Source organism: Pseudoalteromonas sp. T1lg23B (genome assembly GCF_002964665.1).
In the GTDB taxonomy this organism is placed as follows: Bacteria; Pseudomonadota; Gammaproteobacteria; order Enterobacterales; family Alteromonadaceae; genus Pseudoalteromonas.
In genome coordinates this window covers 830,324-851,478 of record NZ_PQBZ01000042.1, presented here as the reverse complement: position 1 = coordinate 851,478, position 21,155 = coordinate 830,324, and the positions used below count along the sequence as shown (strand labels likewise).

Below are 21,155 nucleotides of genomic sequence, written 5' to 3'. Positions count from 1 at the left end.
CGAGGCTATTTGATCAATTGCAATATTGTTTTGAACTTTGGGTGTTGAGCATCGGCAAGTAATTCATATAAAACCATTTCTACATTACTGAGTTGCGCACCGCAGTGCGCGAGCTTTTGTATGGCTAGTTGCTTGTGCTCTGCGTTTCGAGAAGCAATTGCATCCGTTATCAAAATTACCTCTAAACCACCGTCCAGCAAACTCATTGCTGTTTGGTAGACACAAATGTGTGCTTCAATGCCACAAATAAGCCAATGACGTTTATTCTCATTGGCTAGTTTTTCTTTAGCTTCTTGATTTTTTAAGCCACTAAATGTTGTTTTTGTAATCGCTCGCTCAGTACAAAGTAGCTTTGCCAACTCAGGTACAGTGTGGCCTAACTTGTCAGGCGTTTGTTCTAGCCAGATAATCGGCAGACCTAGCGCTTGACACCCTTGTATCAGAGCACTGGTGTGGAGCAAAATCTGCTCGCTGTTATCAACGATTCTAGCTAGTTTACCTTGTACATCAACAACAATGAGTCCACAGTCTGAATCTTTAAGCATGCTACTTTGCTATCTCTTGAGTATGGGATATGACGTCTCTACAACAGTCACACAAAAAAATATGCACCAGCGAGTAACCCAAGTAAAGTCGCAGCAGCCAAAGGCCATGCCGGTTTTGATGTGCCGGTGGCAATATCATCTACAGGTACGGGCTCAGGTGAATTACTGCTACTGGCATCGCTTTGTGTCTGGTTCGAAGTTTCTGCTATCGGTGGCGCTTCATGTTTGACTTCATCGTCAGTGACTTCACTCAAAGGTAGTTGCCATTGGTAGCCTTTGCGAGAAAAGGTTTTAATCGCATCATCACCAAACAGTGCTCTGAGGTGCCCAATGCTTTGGAAAACGACTTGGTTAGTTACCTCGCGTCCAGGCCAAACGGCTTCTAATATTTCATCTTTGCTGTGAATGTGCTCAGCATTCGTAAGCAGTAAAGCCAGTAATTTGGCAGGTTTTTCATTTAGCGAGAATACTTTACCATTGTTGGTTAAAATTAAAGCTTCGCAGTCAAATTCAAAATGGCTAAAACGGAATTTCATTTTTGTTATTGATCCAGTTTGTATGGATGTACCTGTTTTATATATTTTATAACAGCATATCGAAAACATTGCAAAACAACAGCGAATGCCTGTTATTTGTTAAAGTAAACCTTATGTTATTAATACCCAGTTTAAAAGGTCTTATTTAAATTAACCAAATGTTGATTAATAATCAATCAAAATGAGTTTGATTTAATGGTCTAATTATCAATATGACCCAAGTTTCTAGATGGATCTAACTTATCTCTGACTCTACGCTTTAATATTTTGGCCTCAGGAAAGCCTCCATCTTGCACTCTACACCAGATCAGTTCCTGATTATAAAAAATCTGGAACACTCCTTTTGAAGCAGGAGCAATCGCGACTTCTTGTAGTTCGTCAGAAAATGTTGAAAGCAACTCTTGAGCAAGCCAGCCACTGCGTAATAACCACTGGCAAAGTACACAGTAATGTATAGTAATACGAGGTTTAGTCATTCTAAATGCCTTATCAATATCAGTTTTCGGTGCGTTAAAACATGCGATGAACACTACATTTTTTTACAAAAATACCTTGTCTCTATCATATTTATCAAGGCATAGAACTGTTAATTTAATCACTCAAATATAAGGAGATAAACATGAGAAATATATTGATGATTCTAGCTGTCATTACGTTGAGTGGCTGCCAATCAACTAGTAAACAAAGCGTAAACTCTATCGCTGGCGATGCTACTCGGCTGATTGTAAACATCAGCAATGTAAAAAGCGATGAAGGGCAGCTGTTGGTAATGATCCACGACAATAGTGCGGATTATCACGCCGATTTAAACATTAATGACCCTAACGCACAGTACTTTCGTAAAAAAGTAGTGGCTCCAGTTGCTCCGAATACTGTCGTTGTTTTTGAAAACGTTCCCGCGGGTCGATACGCTATTAATGTGGTTCATGATAAAGATGCTGATGGCGAACTCGATAGAATGATTTTCCCTTTTTTAGGTATGCCGAGTGAGCCGTATGCGTTATCCAATAATATCTATGATCATTTTAGCAAGGGCGACTTTGATGACGCACTGGTGGAGCTCGCAGCGCCAAGTAGTCAAGTTGACTTAGTTTTGGGAACGCATCTGTCTAAGGTGACAGGTTTATAAATCTGGTTCTTGCGGTAGGATGGCGAGCAATAAAGTTGCGGTTTGAAAAAAATTACAACAATTGCTTGCTTTTTATTTGGGTTCGGTGGTAAATTTCGTCTCTTGGACCATCGCTATCTATGCGAATGGTCAGTTTATAATGTCCTTTCTTACCCTGATCCAGTAAGCCAGCATTAAAAAATCAAAAGCTGAATTATTGTACGGCGACCACTTAGCCAGAATATCCTCGTGGCTGGACCGAGCCTTTTAAGGCACTAATCGATGGGAATATCGTCAACACTGTAGTGAAGCTTATTTAATTAATTTGTCGGTTTTTCGACATAAATTTGTGAGTTTTCTATGTCATATGAATATAATGGATCTGTGATCCAAGTTGCACAGCCTGTGCTGTCAATCTCAGTAAATAAAAGCAATGTTATCTTTGCAGATAAAATGGGAATGAGAAACACCCGTTTTGCCTCGCCAAGTGACGCGAGAAGCTTTATTAAATGGCTGACTAACACGTCAGCTTAACCTTACTGAGTGGTGTCGGCTCTATCGGACTAAAACGGCTACGGCCAGTTGATAGCGACCAGAGCTAGACACCTATAAACGTCTTCTTCCTTTCCTTCCTAATTACTTGGTGTGTTTTAGCCAAGTCGAGATCTCCTCGTCCATAAAATCCCTGATAATGGGCTGTGCTTTTGCATTCGGATGTAAGTTGTCATCCTGCATAAGATCTGGCTTAACAGCTATTGGCACCATAAAATAAGGCATCAAGTATGCTTCGGTGCTGTTTGCTACTTTGCTGTAGCTGTCGGTAAACATCTTCGTGTATCTTGGCCCTAAATTAGGCGGGATCTGAATTTCCATTAGTGCGACGTGCGCGCCGAAACGTTGGCTTTTAGTAACCAGCTCGGTAAGATGCTTTTGTAGCAACTTAATCGGAAAGCCGCGAATACCATCATTACCGCCTAGTTCTATGAGCACATGGCTTGGCTGGTGTGCCGCTAACCATCCATCAATCTTAAGTAAAGCGTTGTCTGTTGTTTGTCCGCTTATGGCAGTATTGATTATTTCGATCGGTTTTTGTTCTGCAACGTATTTATTTTGTAACAAATTAACCCAAGCTTGTGCTTGTTCGAGTCCGTAGCCTGCGCTTAAGCTATCACCAATAATCATAATTTTATCTTTTGCGAAGCTGCTAAACGGTTGCAGAGTCAGCAAGGAAATTACTAAGAACTTTAGGAAGAAACGTGTCATGTCAGTATTTTCTCAGTTAAATATCATTAATGTCTCGGGGCTTACTAAGCGTGTAAACACCTTAGAGGGCGAGCTCACTATCCTCAGTGATATCAATTTTTCTGTCAAGTCGGGGGAGTCAGTCGCGATTGTTGGTGCTTCAGGTTCTGGTAAATCAACGTTACTGAGCTTGCTGGCAGGATTAGACGTTGCTACACAAGGGGAGATCAGCTTGGATGCTGAGCAATTAGGCCAGATGAATGAAGAGCAACGAGCCCAATTACGGGCTGAGAAAGTTGGTTTCGTATTTCAGTCTTTTATGTTGGTGCAAAGTCTAACTGCATTGGAAAATGTGATGCTACCAGCGGAGCTTGCTGGTGATAAGAATGCGAAACAACAAGCCATTGAACTACTTGAAAAAGTGGGACTATCGCATCGGTTGGAGCATTATCCTTCTCAGCTATCGGGTGGTGAACAACAGCGAGTTGCGATTGCTCGTGCGTTTATTGGCACTCCTAAAATTTTATTCGCGGATGAACCCTCTGCAAATTTAGACAGCAAAAACGGGCATATGATAGAAAAGCTATTGTTTGATCTGAACAAACAACATGGCACAACTTTGGTACTTGTGACGCATGATGAACAGCTTGCTCATCAATGTGACCGTATCATTCATATCGAGGGGGGGAAATTAGAAACTATCCGTGAAGGAGAGGCTGTCAATGTGGGTTAAATTAGCATTAAAACTATTCTCGCGAGAGTTTCGCCGAGGCGAACTATCAATTATTTTCGCAGCCATCGCACTGGCTGTGCTTACGGTATTCAGTCTGTCTTCGGTTACTGAGCGTATCGGTTTAAACATAGAGCAAAAAACCAGCGATTTCATCGCTGCGGACCGTCGCTTATCAAGTAATCATGCCCTTAGCCCCGAGATTTTAGAAAAAGGTGAAGAGTTTGGGTTGCGAACAGCAAAGATGCTGTATTTTGATTCGATGTTGTTTGCCAACGATGAGCTGGTACTTGGCTCGGTAAAAGCGGTGTCTGACGCATATCCTCTACGTGGCGAGGTAACATTAAAAGATAGCTTGGTAGGACAACCGTATGAAATACGTGGTGCACCGCAGGCTGGGCAGTTGTGGTTGAGTGAAGGTTTATTCTACAGTTTAGGCCTACAAGTAGGCGATAGCGTTGAGTTGGGGGCAGGCAATTTTATTGTTAGTAAAGTATTGGTTAATGAACCTGATGCGCCATTTTTCTCATTAGCGGGGAACCGCAGAGTGTTACTCAATTATGAGGATATTGCAGCTACTAAGGCTGTTCAACCTGGCAGTCGCGTGTTCCACCGTTTGCTGTTTGCCGGTGAGGAGCAACAGTTAGCAGAGTTTTATGCATGGCTAAAGCCGCAACTCAAGGCGAATCAGTCATGGCAAGGAATCAAGGATAGACAGTCGCCGTTAGGTGACAACTTGATGCGTGCTGAGCGGTTTTTATTGTTAGCTGGCTTATTTGGTATCATGCTGGCAGCTGTAGCAATGGCAGTGTCGGCTAAACGCTACTGTGAACGCCAGTACGATCCTGTCGCTATGATGAAAACACTGGGCGGAAGTCGCTCGGTTATCCGCAATATTTTCCTACTCCATTTAAGTTTGGTAACAGGATTTTCTATTATGGTTGGCCTCTTAATTGGCTTTGGTTTGCAACATATTGGCGCTGATTATCTCGCTAAATTTATGGATGCCGAGTTGCCAGCTGCAGGTGTCAGACCTTGGCTTATGTCTATTTTCATCGGCATTGTTTGTGCCTTGATGTTCTCGCTCAAGCCGTTACTAGATTTGTTCGATATCCCACCTTTGCGAGTATTGCGGCGTAATCTTGGTGAGCAATTGACGTTAAGTCGCATGCATGTTGGGTTGTCTTTATTGACGATTTTTCTGCTGATGTGGATGTTTAGTGCGCAGCTAGTCACCACATTAATCTTGTTCGGCTCGACATTACTGGTTATCGCGGTGTTGTTTGGTCTTTCGCGACTCATTTTTAGTGCGGGCAGAAAGTTGGGACTAAGCCCCGGCTCTAGTTGGTCTTTAGCAATTGCAACATTGCAAAAACGCGCGAATGCTAACGCGGTACAACTGATAAGCTTTGCGTTGGCGATTAAGCTAATGCTGTTTTTGGTGGTACTTAAAAATGACATGATCTCAGACTGGCAAATGCAAGTTCCTGAGGATGCCCCAAACATGTTTCTGATCAATATAGCTGAGGATGAAGTCCAACCGCTTACCTCATTTTTCGAGCAACATAACATTACCCATGAAGACTTTTACCCAGTGTTCAATGCGCGGGTAAACTCGATTAATGGTGAAGAATTGGAGCGCCGGGTGTCTCGCCAAGAAGGGGAGCAAGAACAAAAAGATGAAAATGAGCGCCGTGGGGTCAATCGCGAACCGAATTTAACTTGGCTATCACAGTTACCTCAAGGTAATGAAATCACTGAAGGTGAATGGTTTAACAGCGATGCATCGGATGGCCGCATCGAAGTGTCGGTATTTGAAGGTTGGAAGGAGCAGTTGGATTTAGAGCTTGGCGATACGATTGGTTTTCTTGTTGATGAACAGCGGTTTGAGGCGGTGGTTACCAGTTTTAGAAGTGTGGATTGGGGAACACTTAAACCAAACTTTGTGATGATCTTAAGCCCAAATATGGCAGGTCAATTACCTGTTACCTATTTCAGTGCGGCGAAGCTTGAAGAACAGCACACTAAAGCTATCAGTGGTATGCTGCAGCAATATCCGACGATTAGCATGATTGATATAAAAAGCCGTCTTGAACAAGCTCAATCGATCATCGCTCAAGTCTCTTTGGCGATTGGCTTTGTGCTGGCAATTGTATTGATAAGTGGCGCGTTGGTGCTTGTTTCTCAAGTTCAGGCGAGCCTTGCGGAGCGAATGCAAGAAGTGGTTATTCTGCGTACTTTGGGTGCGAAAGGTAGATTGATCAAATTGGCGACTTTGTATGAATTTTTGCTCTTAGGTGCCATTGCTGGACTTGTCGCGGCTTTAGTGAGTGACGTTGCGCTGTTAGTGATACAACAGCAGCTATTTGATGTCAGTGGAAAAATGCACCCATATGTTTGGCTGTTGGGGCCGCTTAGTGGTGCGGGATTTGTGTCAGTTATTGGCTATTTTATGGTTGCCAAAACAATGCGACAAAACACCCAAGGATTACTGCGAAAAATAGCTTAACGCTTCACATAACAGTAGCGGTATAGCTACAAAACAAAGCCTTCACACCAGTGAAGGCTTTTTCGTATATAAAGCTAAGTTGTAGCGTATACCTGTTTTGATAACATATTAAAAAATAGTCGTTTTTAAGCGGATTTAGCTGGGCAAATTAAGGAAAAAGAAAAATTCGCTTCTATACTCAAGAAGATATTGATGTTTAAAACATTATCAATTGGGATGACACTATGAAAAAACGATTAATAGCTGTAGCTTTATGCTGTGCCATCAACGGTGCCGCGTACGGCGCAGATCTGCGCATCAATGGTTTTGCGTCCATTGTTGCTGGGTCTACCACCGACGATAACATGAGCGTATTCGGTTACGAAGACGAGATCTCATTTAGCAACGAGAGCATGTTTGCCCTGCAAGTTTCGTCCGATTTAGGCAACGGAATTAGCGCCACAGCGCAAATTGTGGCTCGTGGCAATGAAGATTACGATGCGGGATTCGAATGGGCTTATATATCATATGATATTAATGAACACTTGCGTCTGAGCGCTGGGAAAATGCGATTGCCCCTGTTCAGATACTCTGACTTCATAGAAGTCGGCTATGCGTATCGCTGGGTACGTCCACCCACATCGGTTTATAGCTTTGCATCAACCACGCCAACGGGCATGAGCTTGCTTTATACTTCCCAGTTAGGTCAGTGGGATTCATCGTTGCAATTTGTATATGGACGTTATGAAGGTAAGGCCAGTGCTATTACAGACAGCGATGACTCTACCCTCAATGATATTACTGGCTTTAATTGGACCATGTCTCGCGACTGGCTCACATTACGAGCGTCCTATGTGGTTGCTGAGACGAGTATCAGTTTGAATAACTCTGCGCCACTGGTTGGCTTGTCAGGGGCATTACAAAATTACGGCTTACAAGAACAGCTCAGTCAGTTGGTGATAGACAAAGACGATGGCTCGTTTTTAGGTCTGGGTTTTGCGATTGATTACAACAACTTCCTACTAGATGGTGAATATACGGAAATCGAAGTGGACAATAGTTTGTTGCCTGAACAATCGCAGTATTATATTTCAGCAGGCTATCGACTCGAAGATTGGACATTTCATGTTACCTACGAAGAGAATGATGACAAGCACCCTAGTAGCCGTTTTAATCAGGTGCCAACGACAATAACACTTGCAAATGGTTCTGTGGTTCCGGTGTCGACCGATCCAAGTAACCCAAATGCACCGTTGATCCGAGATCTTATGAATGGGGCTTTGAATGCGACTCGTGTCAATACCAACACGATGACCATCGGCGCACGTTACGACTTTCATCCATCGGCAGCATTTAAGATTGATTGGAGTCGCTTGGATAATGACGTGATAAATCAAGATAATGATGTGATCGCTGTTGCGGTTGACTTGGTGTTCTAGGGAGGCAAATATGAAAAATACTATTGCAACTTGTATCTTGCTGGCTGCAAGCGCTCATTGTGCCGCTGAGGTTTCTGTTATTGTGCACCCTAGTAATGGTAATGCGCTTGATAAAGACAGCATTGCTAAAATCTACTTGGGTAAAACTAAGTCATTCGGTGATGGGACCAAGGTCCAAGCGGTTGGTTTGAACAGTGGAAACGTGGTCGACGAATTTACCAGTAATGTGCTTGGTAAATCGAGCAGTCAATATAAAGCCTATTGGTCAAAATTAATTTTTACGGGCAAAGGCACCCCACCTGAAGGACTGGATAGTGAACAAGCGGTGCTTGACTTCGTTGCCGGAAATACCGATGCCATTGGGTACGTCGACAGTGGTAAAGTCACAGGGGCAGTGAAAGTTATTGGTAAATTTTAGTTGTCTGATACAGGCTAGCAGGTTGTAGCTGCTAGCCTGTGAGGTTAAGAGTCAAGTGTCATTGCTTGATCTGGGCTTTAAGCCACACACCCGCAGGTTTTAGCTGCTCATCACCAAACAGCCCTTTTGCGCATGAGCCTACTTTAAACACCGCACCAGAACGCCAATCATCAGAATAGTTCCAGTTCGTCCAACTAATATGCTTACTGGCCATGAGATCAAGATAGGCTTGAGCACTGTCGAAGTCATTATTACCTTCACCTTTGTAGTCTTGAGTGCCCCACTCGGTCACAAATACCGGTAAAACATCTGAAGCTTGATCCAACATACGACGATGATAATCAAGGTGTGACGCAGCATAAAAGTGGAAGGTGTACATGATGTTGTTAAACGGTAATGGCTGTAGTACCACATCGTTGAATGAGCCGCCATCGGAAGCCCCAAAGGTCGACCAGCCATGAGTTCCAACAAGCACCACAGCGTCAGAGTCTATATCACGGATCACGGGGATCAATTCAACGGCGTAGTCATAAATGCGCTGCCAATTGACGCCATTGGGCTCGTTGGCGATATCATAAATCACATTGTCTCTGGTTTTGTTTGCAGTAACGACGTCGCTAAAAAACTGTTTGGCTTTGGCTAGATTAAAGTTAGGGTCTCCTGGGTCAAGTTGGTGCCAATCAACTAACACATACATATCTAAATCACTGGCCATGGCAATCAATTCATTCACCTGATTGGTAAATGCACTAGGGTTAGTTTCATACCCACCTTCTTGGACGTAAAGGCTCAAACGAATGATGTCTGCTTGCCAATCCTCAGCAAGCACCTGTAATGAGTTTTGCGTTAAGCATTTATTCAAGCCATACCATTGCAGGCCATGACTACTCATTCCTTTAAGTTGTACAGGGTTATTATTTTTGTCACATAACTTGGTGCCACAGACACTCAGTTTTCCATGGCGGCTGAAAGGACCTTCACTAACAGGGGGAAGGGTTTCGCATGCTCCGAGTGTTTCCCAAGCACTGTTACTGCCCGGTGTTGAGCTAGTCCACCATTTTGCGCGATAAAGTATGCCTTGGTGATGCATTTTGTCGCCGCCTTGAGCATGGTCGTAAACACCCGCCCAATTAGTTCGAGTCCAGTTTGGGTATTCGTTGACGCCTATACAGTTATTGGCATAACCATATGAGTTAAATAGCGATAAAAATAAAAATGTGCTGAAACTAAGTATCTTCTTGATCATTACGATCTCCAATTGTTAACATGTTGTATCGCCTTAAAAGGTACGTTGTTGTACCATTTTTAACCAATATACTTTGGTCTAATGAAACGGTAAGTTATTTTCCATAAGTTATGCTAACGTGTTGAATTAAATCATTATCATGAACGCATCTAGGGTGATAAGGAGAAGGTTTTATTTTTAGTATCTTTGTCCGCTCAAAATATGTCTAATCAAGGAGAGGAATATGCAGCATCATATTAATTATGTAGAGTTTGCGGCCCACGATTTAGCAGCGACGGAGCTGTTTTTTAGTCGCACTTTTGGATGGCAGTTTGAAAATTATGGACCTGATTACATTGCATTTAGTAATTCAGGACTAGACGGTGGCTTTTATCGAGCTGAGCTGTCGGCAAGTACCAGCAGCGGCAGTGCCTTGGTGGTGATTTATAGTAATCAACTTGAACAAACATTGGAGCGCGTGCAACAAGAAGGCGGCTCTATCAGCAAAGATATTTTCAGTTTTCCAGGTGGTCGCAGATTCCACTTTATTGAACCCAGTGGTAACGAGTTAGCCGTGTGGTCAGACAGCTAACATTTTTGAACCTCAATGAGTGGTTTATTTATACGCGCAACCCACATCTAAGCGTGAAAACCACTCTAGAAACTCTTGTACCATTTCGCCTTTGAAAATACGACCATGCTGTGGTGCCATTATGTCGATATCCAGTTCTCGGACACGAGAAATCCAGTCATTTTTGGCTCGGTTTGAAGGCATCCAGCGACGATGGAAATATTCCATATATTTGATATGACTTGCAAAGTCTTCGACGAACATCGGTGGTTCACCTTTTTCCAGTGCGGCGCCAATATCACCACTCATTAATATTTTTGCTTTAGGATCGTACACATTAAAGTTGCCAGAGGAGTGTAGATAGTGAGCAGGTACAAATCGCAGTGTGGCTTTGCCAATTTTGATTTCTCCACCTTCGTCTTTGATAGGCTGATAGCTTATGTTGTCCATGCCAAAGTGGCGAATAAAGCCTTCCCATAGCCAAGGAGCATGAAGGGTCGCTTTAGGTAGGGCTTTATCCCAAAGTCCCAGTGACGAGATAATATCTGGGTCTTGGTGCGAAGCAAACAAGGTGGTGACTTGTTCTAAAGTAACGTGCTTGAGTATGCTAGCAAGCATGGGAGAGAACAGCTCAATGCCGCCGGGGTCTAAAATAATCGCTTCGTCAGTGCTTTTAATCAAATACTGGTTGGTGTCGATGATGTTGTTTGGTTTATTCGAATCTCTTCCAAGTACTAGCCAGGTATGTGTAGCGCTGTTGTATATTTCGCTTGTTTTCAACGTAATGCTCCTCTTAGCTGGTTAATTTCTTTCACATTATCACTAATAGCTGATTTTATTTTTTTAGCGGCACCAGTGATGAAATCGGATACTGATTGTAAACTTTCGCTAAATTCTCCCGCGTTAGACGCCTCCACACGACTCGTGACAGCGATGTATTCAGCACTTCGCATTTGTTTTTGAATGTCTTCAAAATGACTCTCTAAATACGCAATCACTGATTGTAGCTGTTTGATGGTTTTCACAAGCTCTAGACTGCTCACTCTTTGTAAATGACTAATCGCCTTATGGTCGGAGTACTGTGCACAATCATTCAGGTGTTGCTGAAAATCACTACATCTGACCACTGCTAGGGATATTGAGAACAGCTGGCTAGACAGTTGCGATATTTGCTTGGTAGTTTTGATGGTGAGATCAGAAAACTCGTCAATAAAGTTGGTGATAGGCTTAAAACCAAACGCGGAGTCGCCAGCCCTCAGCGCAACGACTCTTGCATTTTTTGCGGTCAGAGAGAGGTTCTTTGCTTCAATTAAAATAGTATCTAAGTTAGATACTATGTTTGCTACGCGTACAAAATTTCTAACAGCCTGAGCGGCTTCATCATTTCTGGTCATGGGTGAAACTCAACTGTTGCAGTTTTATGAGCATAGATAAATTTTGGTTTTTCGCCCAATAAATCACTTGAAAACCACGCGTATCATGCCTTTACCTTGATTAATCAAAGGATCTCACTCATATTTTTACTAGACACAGACCCTTCAACGTCAACCAAGGTTAGGTTATACAAATGAAACACCTGTTTTTTTGGGTTTTGGGTTATTTAGCGACGGTCGTTTTATATCTCTTTTATTCGCCAACAGCACTTGCAGTGATTTCGTTAGGTGGTGTGAGTCTGTGGCTGATAGGCGGCCTTATCAATCAAAGTTCGCTCGTTCGCTTGGCCATTTGTACATGTATCGCACTGGTCAGTAGTGTAGTACTTGCCTATCTATCTGCTCTGAACTTGATAAACATAACTTTAATAGTTATCAACATGCTAGAAGTGATGGTGATCTGTGAGTTACTTGAACGTTACTATCACACTGACTCTCAACCACGATCCATTTTTCAAGTAGCATCGAGCATCTTTAAATGTGTATTTATTCCTGCAATGATTTTTGGTGCAATCAGTGTCTCTTGGATGCTGTATCACACAGCTGTAGCGACACAAACCGTGTTGTTTAGCAGGGTGATGGGTAACGCATTAGCACTTTTTGTGGGAGCCCCATTTATCTTGGCTTTCATGGCTAGGGGCCAAGCCTATTTGCACTCTGTTTATCAACTTCGCTATGCGATGCTCTGTGTACTCTTTATAAGCTTAATGGTGGTTACTGCTGCCATTTCGTGGCATTTGTTTACTGCAATAACAGTAGCCTTGTTTGCCTTGTCGGTGGTTTTTTACGATTTCAAGCTATTAAATTTATTTAGCTTTTCTGTTGGTGGCTTAGCAAGCACAGTGCTTAATTTTCATTATCTCAATGTGGATAACGAAATGATGGGATCAGGTTTTTCCTTATTTATATCTATTACGGTGGGTTATTTAACCGCGTTACTTGTTTGGCGCTACAAGAAAATTGCTGCTCATTCACACATGCAGCTATCGCAGTTGCATCTGAGTTTTCAGCACACATTCGAACTCAGTCCAGAAATGCTCCTTACCATAGATTCAGAAGGCAAAATTCAAGAGGTTAGCGAAGGTTTTGCCAATGCGATAGAAGAACCCAGAAAGTTGCTTATTGGGAAGCTATTTACTGACTTTATGACATCAGAAGGTAAGCAAGCATTTACTCAGCATGTTTTAGATGTCGAGAGTAAATTTATACTATCAAGTTTGCTATTGAACGGGAGTAAAGGTCACAACTTAACGGTTAATTTAAAAGCGGAAGTATTCAACACACCCAATGGAATCTGTACCTTGTGTTTCTTGCAGGACATATCTGAACAAATAAAATTAGCGGAAGTATTAGAGCAAGAAAAAGAACTATTGGAAGTGACATTGAGTTCAATTGGTGATGGCGTTATTTGTACTGATGTAGACAGCAAAGTAACGTACATGAACCCTGTTGCCGAAGCGGTACTGGCTAAATTAACGAGAGAGGTTAAAGGGCTACCTTTTGATGAAGTTATGCCTCTTTATAATGAAGACACTAAACAGCCCATCAGGGGCTTGACGGATTACTGTATTAAACACAATCAACTTATGGGGTTACCTGAACTAACTTGTGTAAGAAATCACTTGAAACTTGAGTTTGCCATTCAGGATTCGATTTCTCCTATCTACCTTAAAAATGGTGAAATAGTCGGGGCCGTCATGGTCTTTCAAGATGTGACGGAGTCGCGCTTAATGTCACGTAAATTGAGCCATTTAGCCCATCATGATGTGCTAACGGGGTTGCCAAATAGGTTATTGCTACAAGATCGCTTGGCGCAATTTTGCAAACGCGCAAAAAGAGAAGAACATTATTTTGCGGTGGTTTTTATTGATTTGGATAAATTCAAGAAAATCAATGACTCGTTAGGGCACGCAGTGGGCGATTCATTACTGAAAAAAGTGGCGAAACGATTAACTAATAGTATCCGCAGTTGTGACACGGTTTCTCGTATGGGGGGAGATGAGTTTGTATTGTTACTCGATGCGGTTCGTGATAAGAAGCAAGTGGGTAAAGTAGTTGAAAAGATACTTGAGTCTGTTTCGGGTTGTTATGAACTTGATCAGGTGCAGGTTGAACTCGCGGTGAGTGCGGGGGTTGCAATCTATCCTGAAGATGGGGACTCAGCAGAGTCTTTGATGAAACATGCTGATACGGCGATGTATCGCGCGAAGAAAGTCGCGAGAAGTAACTATCAGTTTTACAGTGTCGAGCTAGATCAGGATGCTGAATTTAAAATTGAACAGGAATCCGCGATAGCGACAGGTATAAAAGAAAGTGAGTTTATTCCTTACTATCAGCCTGTTGTGAATGCGCAGAGTTTTGTATTAGAAAAGCTTGAGATGCTGGCGCGATGGGATCATGATGGTGAATTATCAGGCCCCCATGAATTTATCGCCATTGCAGAAGAAGCGAACCTCATTGATAAGGTGTGTGAGCAGTTACTCGAAAAGGCGTTTAGGGATTTCTCTGCTTGGCTGCAAAAAATGCCGTCTTTGATATTAAGCGTCAATATTTCTGTTTTGCAATTAATAGAACCCAAATTTATTGCTATCTTTTTACACTCACTTAAACAGTTCAATATTCCCCCTACCAACATTGAAATAGAGATCACAGAGTCTTCGTTGGTTTCTAATTTAGATGCAATGAAACAAACGCTATTGGATATTAAAAGCCATGGTATTCGGGTCGCCATTGACGACTTTGGGACGGGTTACTCTAGCTTGAGTTATTTAAAGTACCTTAACTTCGATACCATTAAGGTTGATCAAAAGTTTGTTTCCGATCTGACTGGTGACATTAGCAGCGGAGAGCTAGCCATTGTGATTGTACATATGGCGAAGAGCTTACGGGTTAATTGTGTTGCGGAGGGGGTAGAAACCGCTGAACAAGCACGTATTCTGGCTGATTCCGGTTGCCACCAATTACAGGGCTATTACTTCTCAAAACCTAAATGTGCCCGTGCCATCGACGCTATTATTGAAGCAGGCATGTCAATAGATCAATCTCGTACCTTGCAATAGGGCGCATGATCATGTTGAACCGCGTGATTTTTGCTCTCAGATTATAAAACTCTAAAAAATTAAAAACTCTTAAGGTTTACTTAATTTTGGCGCTCTACAGTGACATTATCACCGCTAGAGGAGCCGCTTATGAGCGCAACAACACTTCATAATCACAATATTCATGTCGGCGCACTGTCTTGGGCCAGTGCTGGGCAAACTGGCCGAAGTGATCTCGAACAATGTGTAAAAGCGGGATTTGCTAGTGCATATCAGGCTAACTTACATGACTTTTATCCATTGCTAAGTCGTTTAACAACCCCTCATGGTTACTGTGTGTTGGGGTTACGTCGTGCCGAAAATTCAGAGCTATTTGTTGAGCAATATGTGCAGCAGCCGATTGAAGCATTCTTACCTCACTGTCAAAGCCGCGACCAGATAGCAGAATTAGGAAACCTGTTTTCTACTCATCGCAGCGCAACGCTCGGTCACTTCATCGTTGTGACAATGGCCTTATTGGCATCTGAGATACGATTTTTGGCCTTCACTGGCACAATGCAAGTCAGGAAATTAATGGCGCTGTGCCAAGTACCCATTTGTGAACTTAGTGCCGCTCAACCTGAGTGCGTAGCAAGCGCTAAAGATTATGGTAGTTACTATGAAGCTGATCCGAAAGTATGTGTAGTTGACTTACTTAATGCTCGACAAGTTATTGCAGATACAAAGCTTTTTTCCAAGTTGGCCACGATGTATGTGCGAGAAACGGCACAGTTGAGACGAGGAATATCGGCATGAATTTGATATTTAAACAATTGCAACAATCAGCAGAGCGAATTGTGCTGTCAGATAACACACAAAATATCACTGCAGCTGAACTGACTGCGCAAGCATATCAGGTTGCAGAGTTTCTTGAGTCACAGTCAGCAAGCTGTATCGCGTTTCACTTAGACAATAGTATCGCATGGGTGGTACTTGATCTCGCGTTCACTTTAACCAGCAGTGCCGCTCTACCATTGCCGATGTTTTTTTCACAACAGCAATGTGAATTTGCCATAGGTAAAGCGGGGGCTACACGCATAATTTGTGATAAGCCCGTGCCTGATAGGGTTGTGTTGGATACTTTGACTATTTTTGGTACACAGCTGTGGGTATACGAATGTCGTAATACACACCCGGTTAAATTGTTTGCAAATACCCAGAAGATCACATTCACGTCAGGTTCAACAGGTCAGCCAAAAGGGTGTTGTTTATCTTTTGCGAGCCAGTTGACGGTTGCCAACAGTCTTTGTGAGCGTATTGCACTGCATGCCCCCAAGCATCTATGTGTACTACCTCTTGGGGTGTTGTTGGAAAACGTAGCGGGTATCTATGCGCCAATACTCAGTGGCGGACAAGTCAAAATTTTATCAGCAAAAGAACTTGGCTTTGTTGGGAGTCAGCTTGTTGAGGGTAAGGCATTGCTTTTGGCTATTTCGCAATATCAACCAAGTAGTTTGATTTTAGTGCCTGAAATATTAAAGTTTTTGGTTTTGGCATGTGAACAAGGCTGGTCTCCCCCGACGTCTTTGCAATTTGTTGCCGTAGGAGGAGCCAAGGTATCGACTCAGATGCTCGATCGCGCCCACACTCTGGGGCTACCGGTATATCAAGGGTACGGGTTATCAGAAGCCTGCTCAGTGGTGAGCTTAAACACCGACATCATTCAAGATGGCAGTGTCGGTAAGCCGCTATCACACATCCAATTCAAAGTCGTTGATAACGAGTTATATCTTCGAGGTGCTCTGTTTTTGGGTTATCTGGGAGAGCAACCACGTGATGGTCAAAGTTGGTATGCCAGCGGTGATCTGGTACATATTGAGCAGCATGATTTAGACGCCAGATTGACCATCATTGGTAGAAAAAAGAACCTAATAATCAATAGTTTTGGCAGAAACATCAGCCCAGAATGGCCCGAATCTCTACTGCAAAATACGCCTTGGCCTGTGCAGGTGGTGGTATGTGGTGAAGCAAGACCATTTCTCAGTGCTCTGGTATGGCTACCTCAAGATGTTTCAGACGATATGTTCAATCAATTTATGGCTGAAGTAAACCAGTCTCTACCCGATTACGCACATGTTTTACGTTGGTATCGTCTCGCGACCCCTTTAAGTGTTGAGCAGGGGTTACTGAGTGCCAATATGCGCCCTAAAAGAGCAGCGATTGCTGATTATTATGCGGATGTGATCGACAGTTTATACCTTCAAGAGCAGGATAGAAAAATGAGCAACTTTTACGAGCAATTACAAGTACAGACGCAAACCGAGCGAGAATACCTACTAGCGGCGCCCATCATCAAAGAAGTGTTTAACGGCGCGATAACATTAGGTCAGTATGGATCTTTTCTACAGCAGGCATACCACCATGTTAAGCATACAGTACCTTTGCTGATGGCCTGTGGCAGTAAATTAGATGATTCTAAGGAGTGGTTACGTGAGGCTATAGGTCATTATATTGAAGAAGAAATGGGGCACCAGGAATGGATTTTGAACGATCTGGCTGTCTGTGGCTTTGACAAAGAACAAGTGCGTGACTCGACGCCTAGCTTTGCAACAGAGATGATGGTCAGTTATGCCTATGACAGCATTAATAGAGTAAGCCCATTGTGTTTTTTTGGCATGGTGAATGTTTTAGAGGGAACCTCAATCGCTTTGGCTGATCAAGCGGCGAACAGTATTCGCGAGCAGTTAAATCTTCCACAAAACGCGTTTAGCTATTTGACCTCACATGGTGCACTGGATATTGAGCACATAGATTTCTTCAAGGGCTTGATGAACCAGATCCACTGCAAAAAAGAGCAGGCACTGATCATTCATAGCGCTAAACGCTTTTATCGACTCTACGGCGACATCTTTAGGAGTATTGCCACCATGCCTGTGTTTAATGAAACTCGGGAGGTTTGCTAATGGCGCAAAGTAAACTTGCGGTTGTCACCGGCGCGTCTGGTGGCATTGGGGCTGCCATTGCACTGCAGCTAAGTAATGCTGGGTGGCGTTGTTTATTGTTGGGACGCAGTGAAGAAAAGCTCTCGCAGCTACAGCAGCAATTAGGGGATCAGCATCAGTATTTAGCGATAGACTTGGTGCAGACCCAGAGTCACAGAAAAGTGGTGTCGCAAGCCCAAGCGATGGGCACCGCCTCCTTACTGGTCAATTGTGCTGGGAGCAATGAAATGCGCGCTTTTCAGGACATATCGCCTGAGAGAATAATGCAGCAACTGACGCTCAACCTTCATGTACCAATGCTACTAACCCAACACTTAATGGAGCAGTTGATTCAATCAATGGGTACTGTGATCAATGTGGGATCGGCATTTGGTTACATAGGTTATCCATATCAAAGTGTGTATTGTGCGAGCAAATTTGGGTTGCGCGGTTTTAGTGAAGCCCTATCAAGGGAGCTCGATGGCCACGTGAATGTGAAGTACTTTGCCCCAAGAGCGACAAATACCCATCTAAACAATGACGATGTGCGTTCGTTGAATAAAGCCCTAGGTAACAAAGTAGACTCGCCAGAACGTGTCGCAAAAGAATTTATGCAGCTACTGAATAGCAGCAAACGCCGTTGGGTTGTTGGTTTTCCAGAAAAACTATTTGCCAGAGTCAACGGGCTGTTACCTGAGCTTGTAGATAGCGCCATTATTAAGCAATTAAAGACGATTAGAAATTACATTCGTTGTCAGTTCAATACTAAGGAGTCATCCTCATGAAAGCAATAAAGATCATGTCCGCTTTGCTACTGTTAGTGAGCATTAGCGGCTTTAGCCAAGCAAATTTTGATCAACAGTTGATTGTGCTACAAAAATCTTGGGCTAGCGTAAATTATGAATTACGTGATGAAGCACAGGAAAAAGCGTTTGCAGCTTTAATAAAGGACAGTCAAGCATTGGTTACCAACTATCCTGATAAGGCTGAAAGTCATATCTGGCATGGCATTGTGCAATCAAGTTATGCTGGAGCAAAAGGTGGATTAGGTGCACTAGGCTTAGCCAAAGCAGCAAAAGCAGAGTTGGAGGCGGCAATAGCGATAGATGAGTCCGCACTCAATGGCTCTGCGCTGACTAGCCTTGGCACCTTGTATAGCAAAGTGCCTGGCTGGCCGATTGGCTTTGGTAGTGATAAAAAAGCTGAGCAGCTGTTTCATCAAGCTTTAAAAATAAACCCATCTGGACTAGATATTAATTACTTCTATTCAGAATTTCTCTATCATGAGAAAGATTATAAAAAAGCACTGAATCACTTACAGTTAGCAAAGAAAGCGCCCGCGCGCGAGGGGCGCGAAAAGGCGGATTTTTATCGCCAACAGGAAGTAGACACGTTGATGGCCAAAGTTGAGAAAAAGTTAAAACATAAACGATGAGACTATTACTGGTTGAAGATGATGCCCTGCTAGCTCAGGGTCTCGTCCACTCATTACAAAAAGAAGGGTACACTGTTGAGCATGCGCAAACAGTGGATATGGCTAATTCAATGCTGAGCAATGGTGAAGTTGAGCTGGTTGTGCTTGATTTAGGACTGCCCGATGGTGATGGGCTAGATGTGCTCAAGGTGATACGAAAACAAAAAACTCAGCCAGCGGTGCTTATTTTGACCGCAAGAGACAGCGTTGAGGATAAAATTATAGGGTTGGATTTGGGCGCCGACGATTATTTAGCAAAACCCTTTGAAGCGAAAGAGCTATTTGCTCGTTTGAGGGTCATCAGTCGGCGGCTTGGAAACCAAAGCAGTAGCACACTGCAATGTCAAAATGTCTTACTGGATTTAGCCGCTCATCAAGCCAGCGTTGACGATGCGCCTTTAGTATTGCCAAGAAAAGAGTTTATGTTACTCAAAGCTCTGATGGAAAATGCGGGCCGAGTGCTGTCAAAAAGCCAGTTAGAAAATAAACTATATCAATGGGGTGAAGAACTTGGTTCAAATGCCATTGAGGTACACATTCATAACTTGCGTAAAAAACTGCCTAAAGATTTTATCAAAACGTTGCGTGGCATAGGTTATGTGGTCGCAAAATAAAGCTGTGGTGCGAGAAACTGCGCAGCCGCAAAGTAGTGCGCGTTTATCTATCAATCGTCGATTAACCATGATTTTACTCTCCATGGTGATTTTGACTGCCTTTATGGCGTTGCTGAACGGTTATCAGCGCAGCATGGAAGAAGCGCAACAACAATTAGATTTACAGTTAATGGGGGTGGCACAAGTGCTGATTGAAACCCCCACCGATCATTGGCCAGAACAGCAAAGTTTGTATGGTCAGTTGTGGCATAATGGGCAGCGAGTATACTCAGCACAACAGTTGGCGAACATTCCTGTCACTATGATGGATGAAGTGGGATTCGCTACCCGAAATATTGCTGGCACTCGATTAAGAACTTTTGTACTGCACCAACGGGATATGCGTTTACTGTTGGCTGAACCAATACAGAAGCGCTACATGCTGTCAGAGAGTCTGATCCTGTCGGCGATGACACCACTGGTGATGGTCATGCCTTTATTGGCGGGGTTTATTGCTTGGTATATTCATCGCTCGTTACGGCCTTTGACCACATTGTCTAATGAACTAAAAGAACGAAATGCAAGCGACTTCAGTAAGTTGACTGTTACCAGTGACGATGCAGAAGTTGCTCCTGTTATCGAGCGACTCAACGGTCTGTTCGCTAAAGTTGAAAAGGCTTACATGCGTGAGCGGTACTTTGCATCGGATGCGGCTCATGAGCTAAAAACTCCAATTAGTAGTTTGAAAATCAATCTGCATAATTTGACGGAAGAATTTCAACACCCCAGCTTGCTGGCGATGCAAAAGGGCGTGGAGCAGCTCAGCCATATTGTGGAACAAATGCTAACGTTGGCACGTACCGAACCTGACAGGTGGCGAGCAAATTTTTATGCGGTTGACTTACAACTGCTGAGTCAGGAAGTGGTGGCTGAGCTTTATCAACGCATTGCAGAAAAACAATTGCAAATTAGCTTAGAATCACAGCCTTGTTCAATACTTGGCTGTGAATTTACGCTTAAAACTTTGTTTATGAATTTATTGAGTAATGCTGTGAAATATACCCCTGAAAAGGGGCAGATCAAACTCGCGGTCATGTCTGGCGAACATACTACGAGCTGGGTGATTGAAGACTCTGGCCCGGGTATGGACAGCGCACAAATAGCACGTATTTTTGATCGTTTCTATCGAGTGGGGGGCGATAAACACCCCTCAGGTGAGAAAGGCGCTGGACTGGGGATGGCAATCGTTCAGCAAATTGCAGAAATTTATAATGCGCAGCTGCAACTTGAGCGCTCGCAATTGGGCGGATTGCGAGTTGAAGTTAAATTTATGAAGGAGCATTCATGCTAGTGAT

General features: G+C 43.2%; 21 protein-coding genes and 1 pseudogene. 15 read left to right on the top strand and 7 right to left on the bottom strand.

Annotated elements, in window-relative coordinates; all coding sequences use genetic code 11:
* Positions 1 to 5: 5 nt before the first annotated feature.
* From C2M32_RS20215 to C2M32_RS20205, 3 genes are all read right to left on the bottom strand, one after another.
* Positions 6 to 545, bottom strand: a complete 540-nt coding sequence (locus C2M32_RS20215) for an isochorismatase family protein (protein WP_105170096.1) — start codon at positions 543 to 545, stop codon at positions 6 to 8.
* 47 nt (positions 546 to 592) lie between these two features.
* Positions 593 to 1,081 (bottom strand): winged helix-turn-helix domain-containing protein, encoded by a 489-nt coding sequence (locus tag C2M32_RS20210; protein ID WP_105170095.1) that lies wholly within the window; start codon positions 1,079 to 1,081, stop codon positions 593 to 595.
* A 200-nt stretch (positions 1,082 to 1,281) separates the two neighbouring features.
* Positions 1,282 to 1,557: a SelT/SelW/SelH family protein gene (locus C2M32_RS20205; protein ID WP_105170094.1), complete on the bottom strand. Its 276-nt coding sequence runs from the start codon at positions 1,555 to 1,557 to the stop codon at positions 1,282 to 1,284.
* A 143-nt stretch (positions 1,558 to 1,700) separates the two neighbouring features.
* Between C2M32_RS20205 and C2M32_RS20200 the strand changes: the two genes are divergently transcribed.
* Positions 1,701 to 2,210, top strand: coding sequence for a DUF2141 domain-containing protein (locus tag C2M32_RS20200; RefSeq protein ID WP_105170093.1), 510 nt, complete (start codon positions 1,701 to 1,703; stop codon positions 2,208 to 2,210).
* Between the two features lie 339 nt (positions 2,211 to 2,549).
* Positions 2,550 to 2,723 carry a hypothetical protein gene (locus C2M32_RS20680; protein ID WP_199886196.1) on the top strand — a complete coding sequence of 58 codons (174 nt, stop codon included), beginning with the start codon at positions 2,550 to 2,552 and terminating at the stop codon, positions 2,721 to 2,723.
* A 102-nt stretch (positions 2,724 to 2,825) separates the two neighbouring features.
* On the opposite strand, the gene C2M32_RS20195 is transcribed toward C2M32_RS20680, so the two are convergent.
* Positions 2,826 to 3,452: an arylesterase gene (locus C2M32_RS20195; RefSeq protein ID WP_105170092.1), complete on the bottom strand. Its 627-nt coding sequence runs from the start codon at positions 3,450 to 3,452 to the stop codon at positions 2,826 to 2,828.
* Between C2M32_RS20195 and C2M32_RS20190 the strand changes: the two genes are divergently transcribed.
* The 4 genes from C2M32_RS20190 (at position 3,451) to C2M32_RS20175 (ending at position 8,506) form a co-directional block, all read left to right on the top strand.
* The gene (locus C2M32_RS20190) at positions 3,451 to 4,164 is read left to right on the top strand and encodes an ABC transporter ATP-binding protein (RefSeq protein WP_105170091.1); all 714 of its coding nucleotides are present in this window, start codon (positions 3,451 to 3,453) and stop codon (positions 4,162 to 4,164) included. The two genes, C2M32_RS20195 and C2M32_RS20190, sit on opposite strands and share 2 nt — an antisense overlap.
* Positions 4,154 to 6,670, top strand: a complete 2,517-nt coding sequence (locus tag C2M32_RS20185) for an ABC transporter permease (protein ID WP_105170090.1) — start codon at positions 4,154 to 4,156, stop codon at positions 6,668 to 6,670. The genes C2M32_RS20190 and C2M32_RS20185 overlap by 11 nt, the downstream gene beginning before the upstream one ends.
* A 224-nt stretch (positions 6,671 to 6,894) precedes the next feature.
* Complete coding sequence (locus C2M32_RS20180) at positions 6,895 to 8,088, top strand: porin (RefSeq protein ID WP_105170089.1); 1,194 nt, start codon at positions 6,895 to 6,897, stop codon at positions 8,086 to 8,088.
* Between the two features lie 10 nt (positions 8,089 to 8,098).
* On the top strand, positions 8,099 to 8,506 hold the full coding sequence (locus C2M32_RS20175) for a phosphate ABC transporter substrate-binding protein (protein ID WP_105170088.1): 408 nt from the start codon (positions 8,099 to 8,101) through the stop codon (positions 8,504 to 8,506).
* 58 nt (positions 8,507 to 8,564) lie between these two features.
* Here the strand turns inward: C2M32_RS20175 and C2M32_RS20170 are convergent, their stop codons facing one another.
* A complete protein-coding gene (locus C2M32_RS20170) occupies positions 8,565 to 9,752 on the bottom strand; it encodes a cellulase family glycosylhydrolase (protein WP_105170087.1) in 1,188 nt (395 codons plus the stop codon).
* Between the two features lie 223 nt (positions 9,753 to 9,975).
* Between C2M32_RS20170 and C2M32_RS20165 the strand changes: the two genes are divergently transcribed.
* Complete coding sequence (locus tag C2M32_RS20165; RefSeq protein WP_105170086.1) at positions 9,976 to 10,323, top strand: VOC family protein; 348 nt, start codon at positions 9,976 to 9,978, stop codon at positions 10,321 to 10,323.
* A 24-nt stretch (positions 10,324 to 10,347) separates the two neighbouring features.
* On the opposite strand, the gene C2M32_RS20160 is transcribed toward C2M32_RS20165, so the two are convergent.
* A complete protein-coding gene (locus C2M32_RS20160) occupies positions 10,348 to 11,082 on the bottom strand; it encodes an MBL fold metallo-hydrolase (protein ID WP_105170085.1) in 735 nt (244 codons plus the stop codon).
* Positions 11,079 to 11,696, bottom strand: coding sequence for a chemotaxis protein (locus C2M32_RS20155; protein ID WP_105170084.1), 618 nt, complete (start codon positions 11,694 to 11,696; stop codon positions 11,079 to 11,081). Before C2M32_RS20155 ends, C2M32_RS20160 begins: the two co-directional genes overlap by 4 nt.
* A gap of 173 nt (positions 11,697 to 11,869) precedes the next feature.
* Between C2M32_RS20155 and C2M32_RS20150 the strand changes: the two genes are divergently transcribed.
* The 8 genes and pseudogenes from C2M32_RS20150 (at position 11,870) to C2M32_RS20120 (ending at position 21,151) form a co-directional block, all read left to right on the top strand.
* Positions 11,870 to 14,794, top strand: a complete 2,925-nt coding sequence (locus tag C2M32_RS20150; RefSeq protein WP_105170083.1) for a sensor domain-containing protein — start codon at positions 11,870 to 11,872, stop codon at positions 14,792 to 14,794.
* A gap of 129 nt (positions 14,795 to 14,923) precedes the next feature.
* A complete protein-coding gene (locus C2M32_RS20145; protein WP_105170082.1) occupies positions 14,924 to 15,568 on the top strand; it encodes a thermostable hemolysin in 645 nt (214 codons plus the stop codon).
* Positions 15,565 to 17,007 (top strand): annotated as a pseudogene (locus tag C2M32_RS20960) (AMP-binding protein); the annotation flags it as partial. The gene C2M32_RS20145 and the pseudogene C2M32_RS20960, both read left to right, overlap by 4 nt.
* A gap of 24 nt (positions 17,008 to 17,031) precedes the next feature.
* Positions 17,032 to 17,715 carry a TenA family transcriptional regulator gene (locus C2M32_RS20955; RefSeq protein ID WP_234401382.1) on the top strand — a complete coding sequence of 228 codons (684 nt, stop codon included), beginning with the start codon at positions 17,032 to 17,034 and terminating at the stop codon, positions 17,713 to 17,715.
* On the top strand, positions 17,715 to 18,518 hold the full coding sequence (locus C2M32_RS20135; protein WP_105170080.1) for an SDR family oxidoreductase: 804 nt from the start codon (positions 17,715 to 17,717) through the stop codon (positions 18,516 to 18,518). Before C2M32_RS20955 ends, C2M32_RS20135 begins: the two co-directional genes overlap by 1 nt.
* Positions 18,515 to 19,168, top strand: coding sequence for a hypothetical protein (locus tag C2M32_RS20130; protein ID WP_105170079.1), 654 nt, complete (start codon positions 18,515 to 18,517; stop codon positions 19,166 to 19,168). Before C2M32_RS20135 ends, C2M32_RS20130 begins: the two co-directional genes overlap by 4 nt.
* Complete coding sequence (locus C2M32_RS20125; RefSeq protein ID WP_105170078.1) at positions 19,165 to 19,821, top strand: response regulator; 657 nt, start codon at positions 19,165 to 19,167, stop codon at positions 19,819 to 19,821. The genes C2M32_RS20130 and C2M32_RS20125 overlap by 4 nt, the downstream gene beginning before the upstream one ends.
* Positions 19,805 to 21,151 carry an ATP-binding protein gene (locus C2M32_RS20120; protein ID WP_105170077.1) on the top strand — a complete coding sequence of 449 codons (1,347 nt, stop codon included), beginning with the start codon at positions 19,805 to 19,807 and terminating at the stop codon, positions 21,149 to 21,151. Before C2M32_RS20125 ends, C2M32_RS20120 begins: the two co-directional genes overlap by 17 nt.
* Positions 21,152 to 21,155 lie beyond the last annotated feature (4 nt).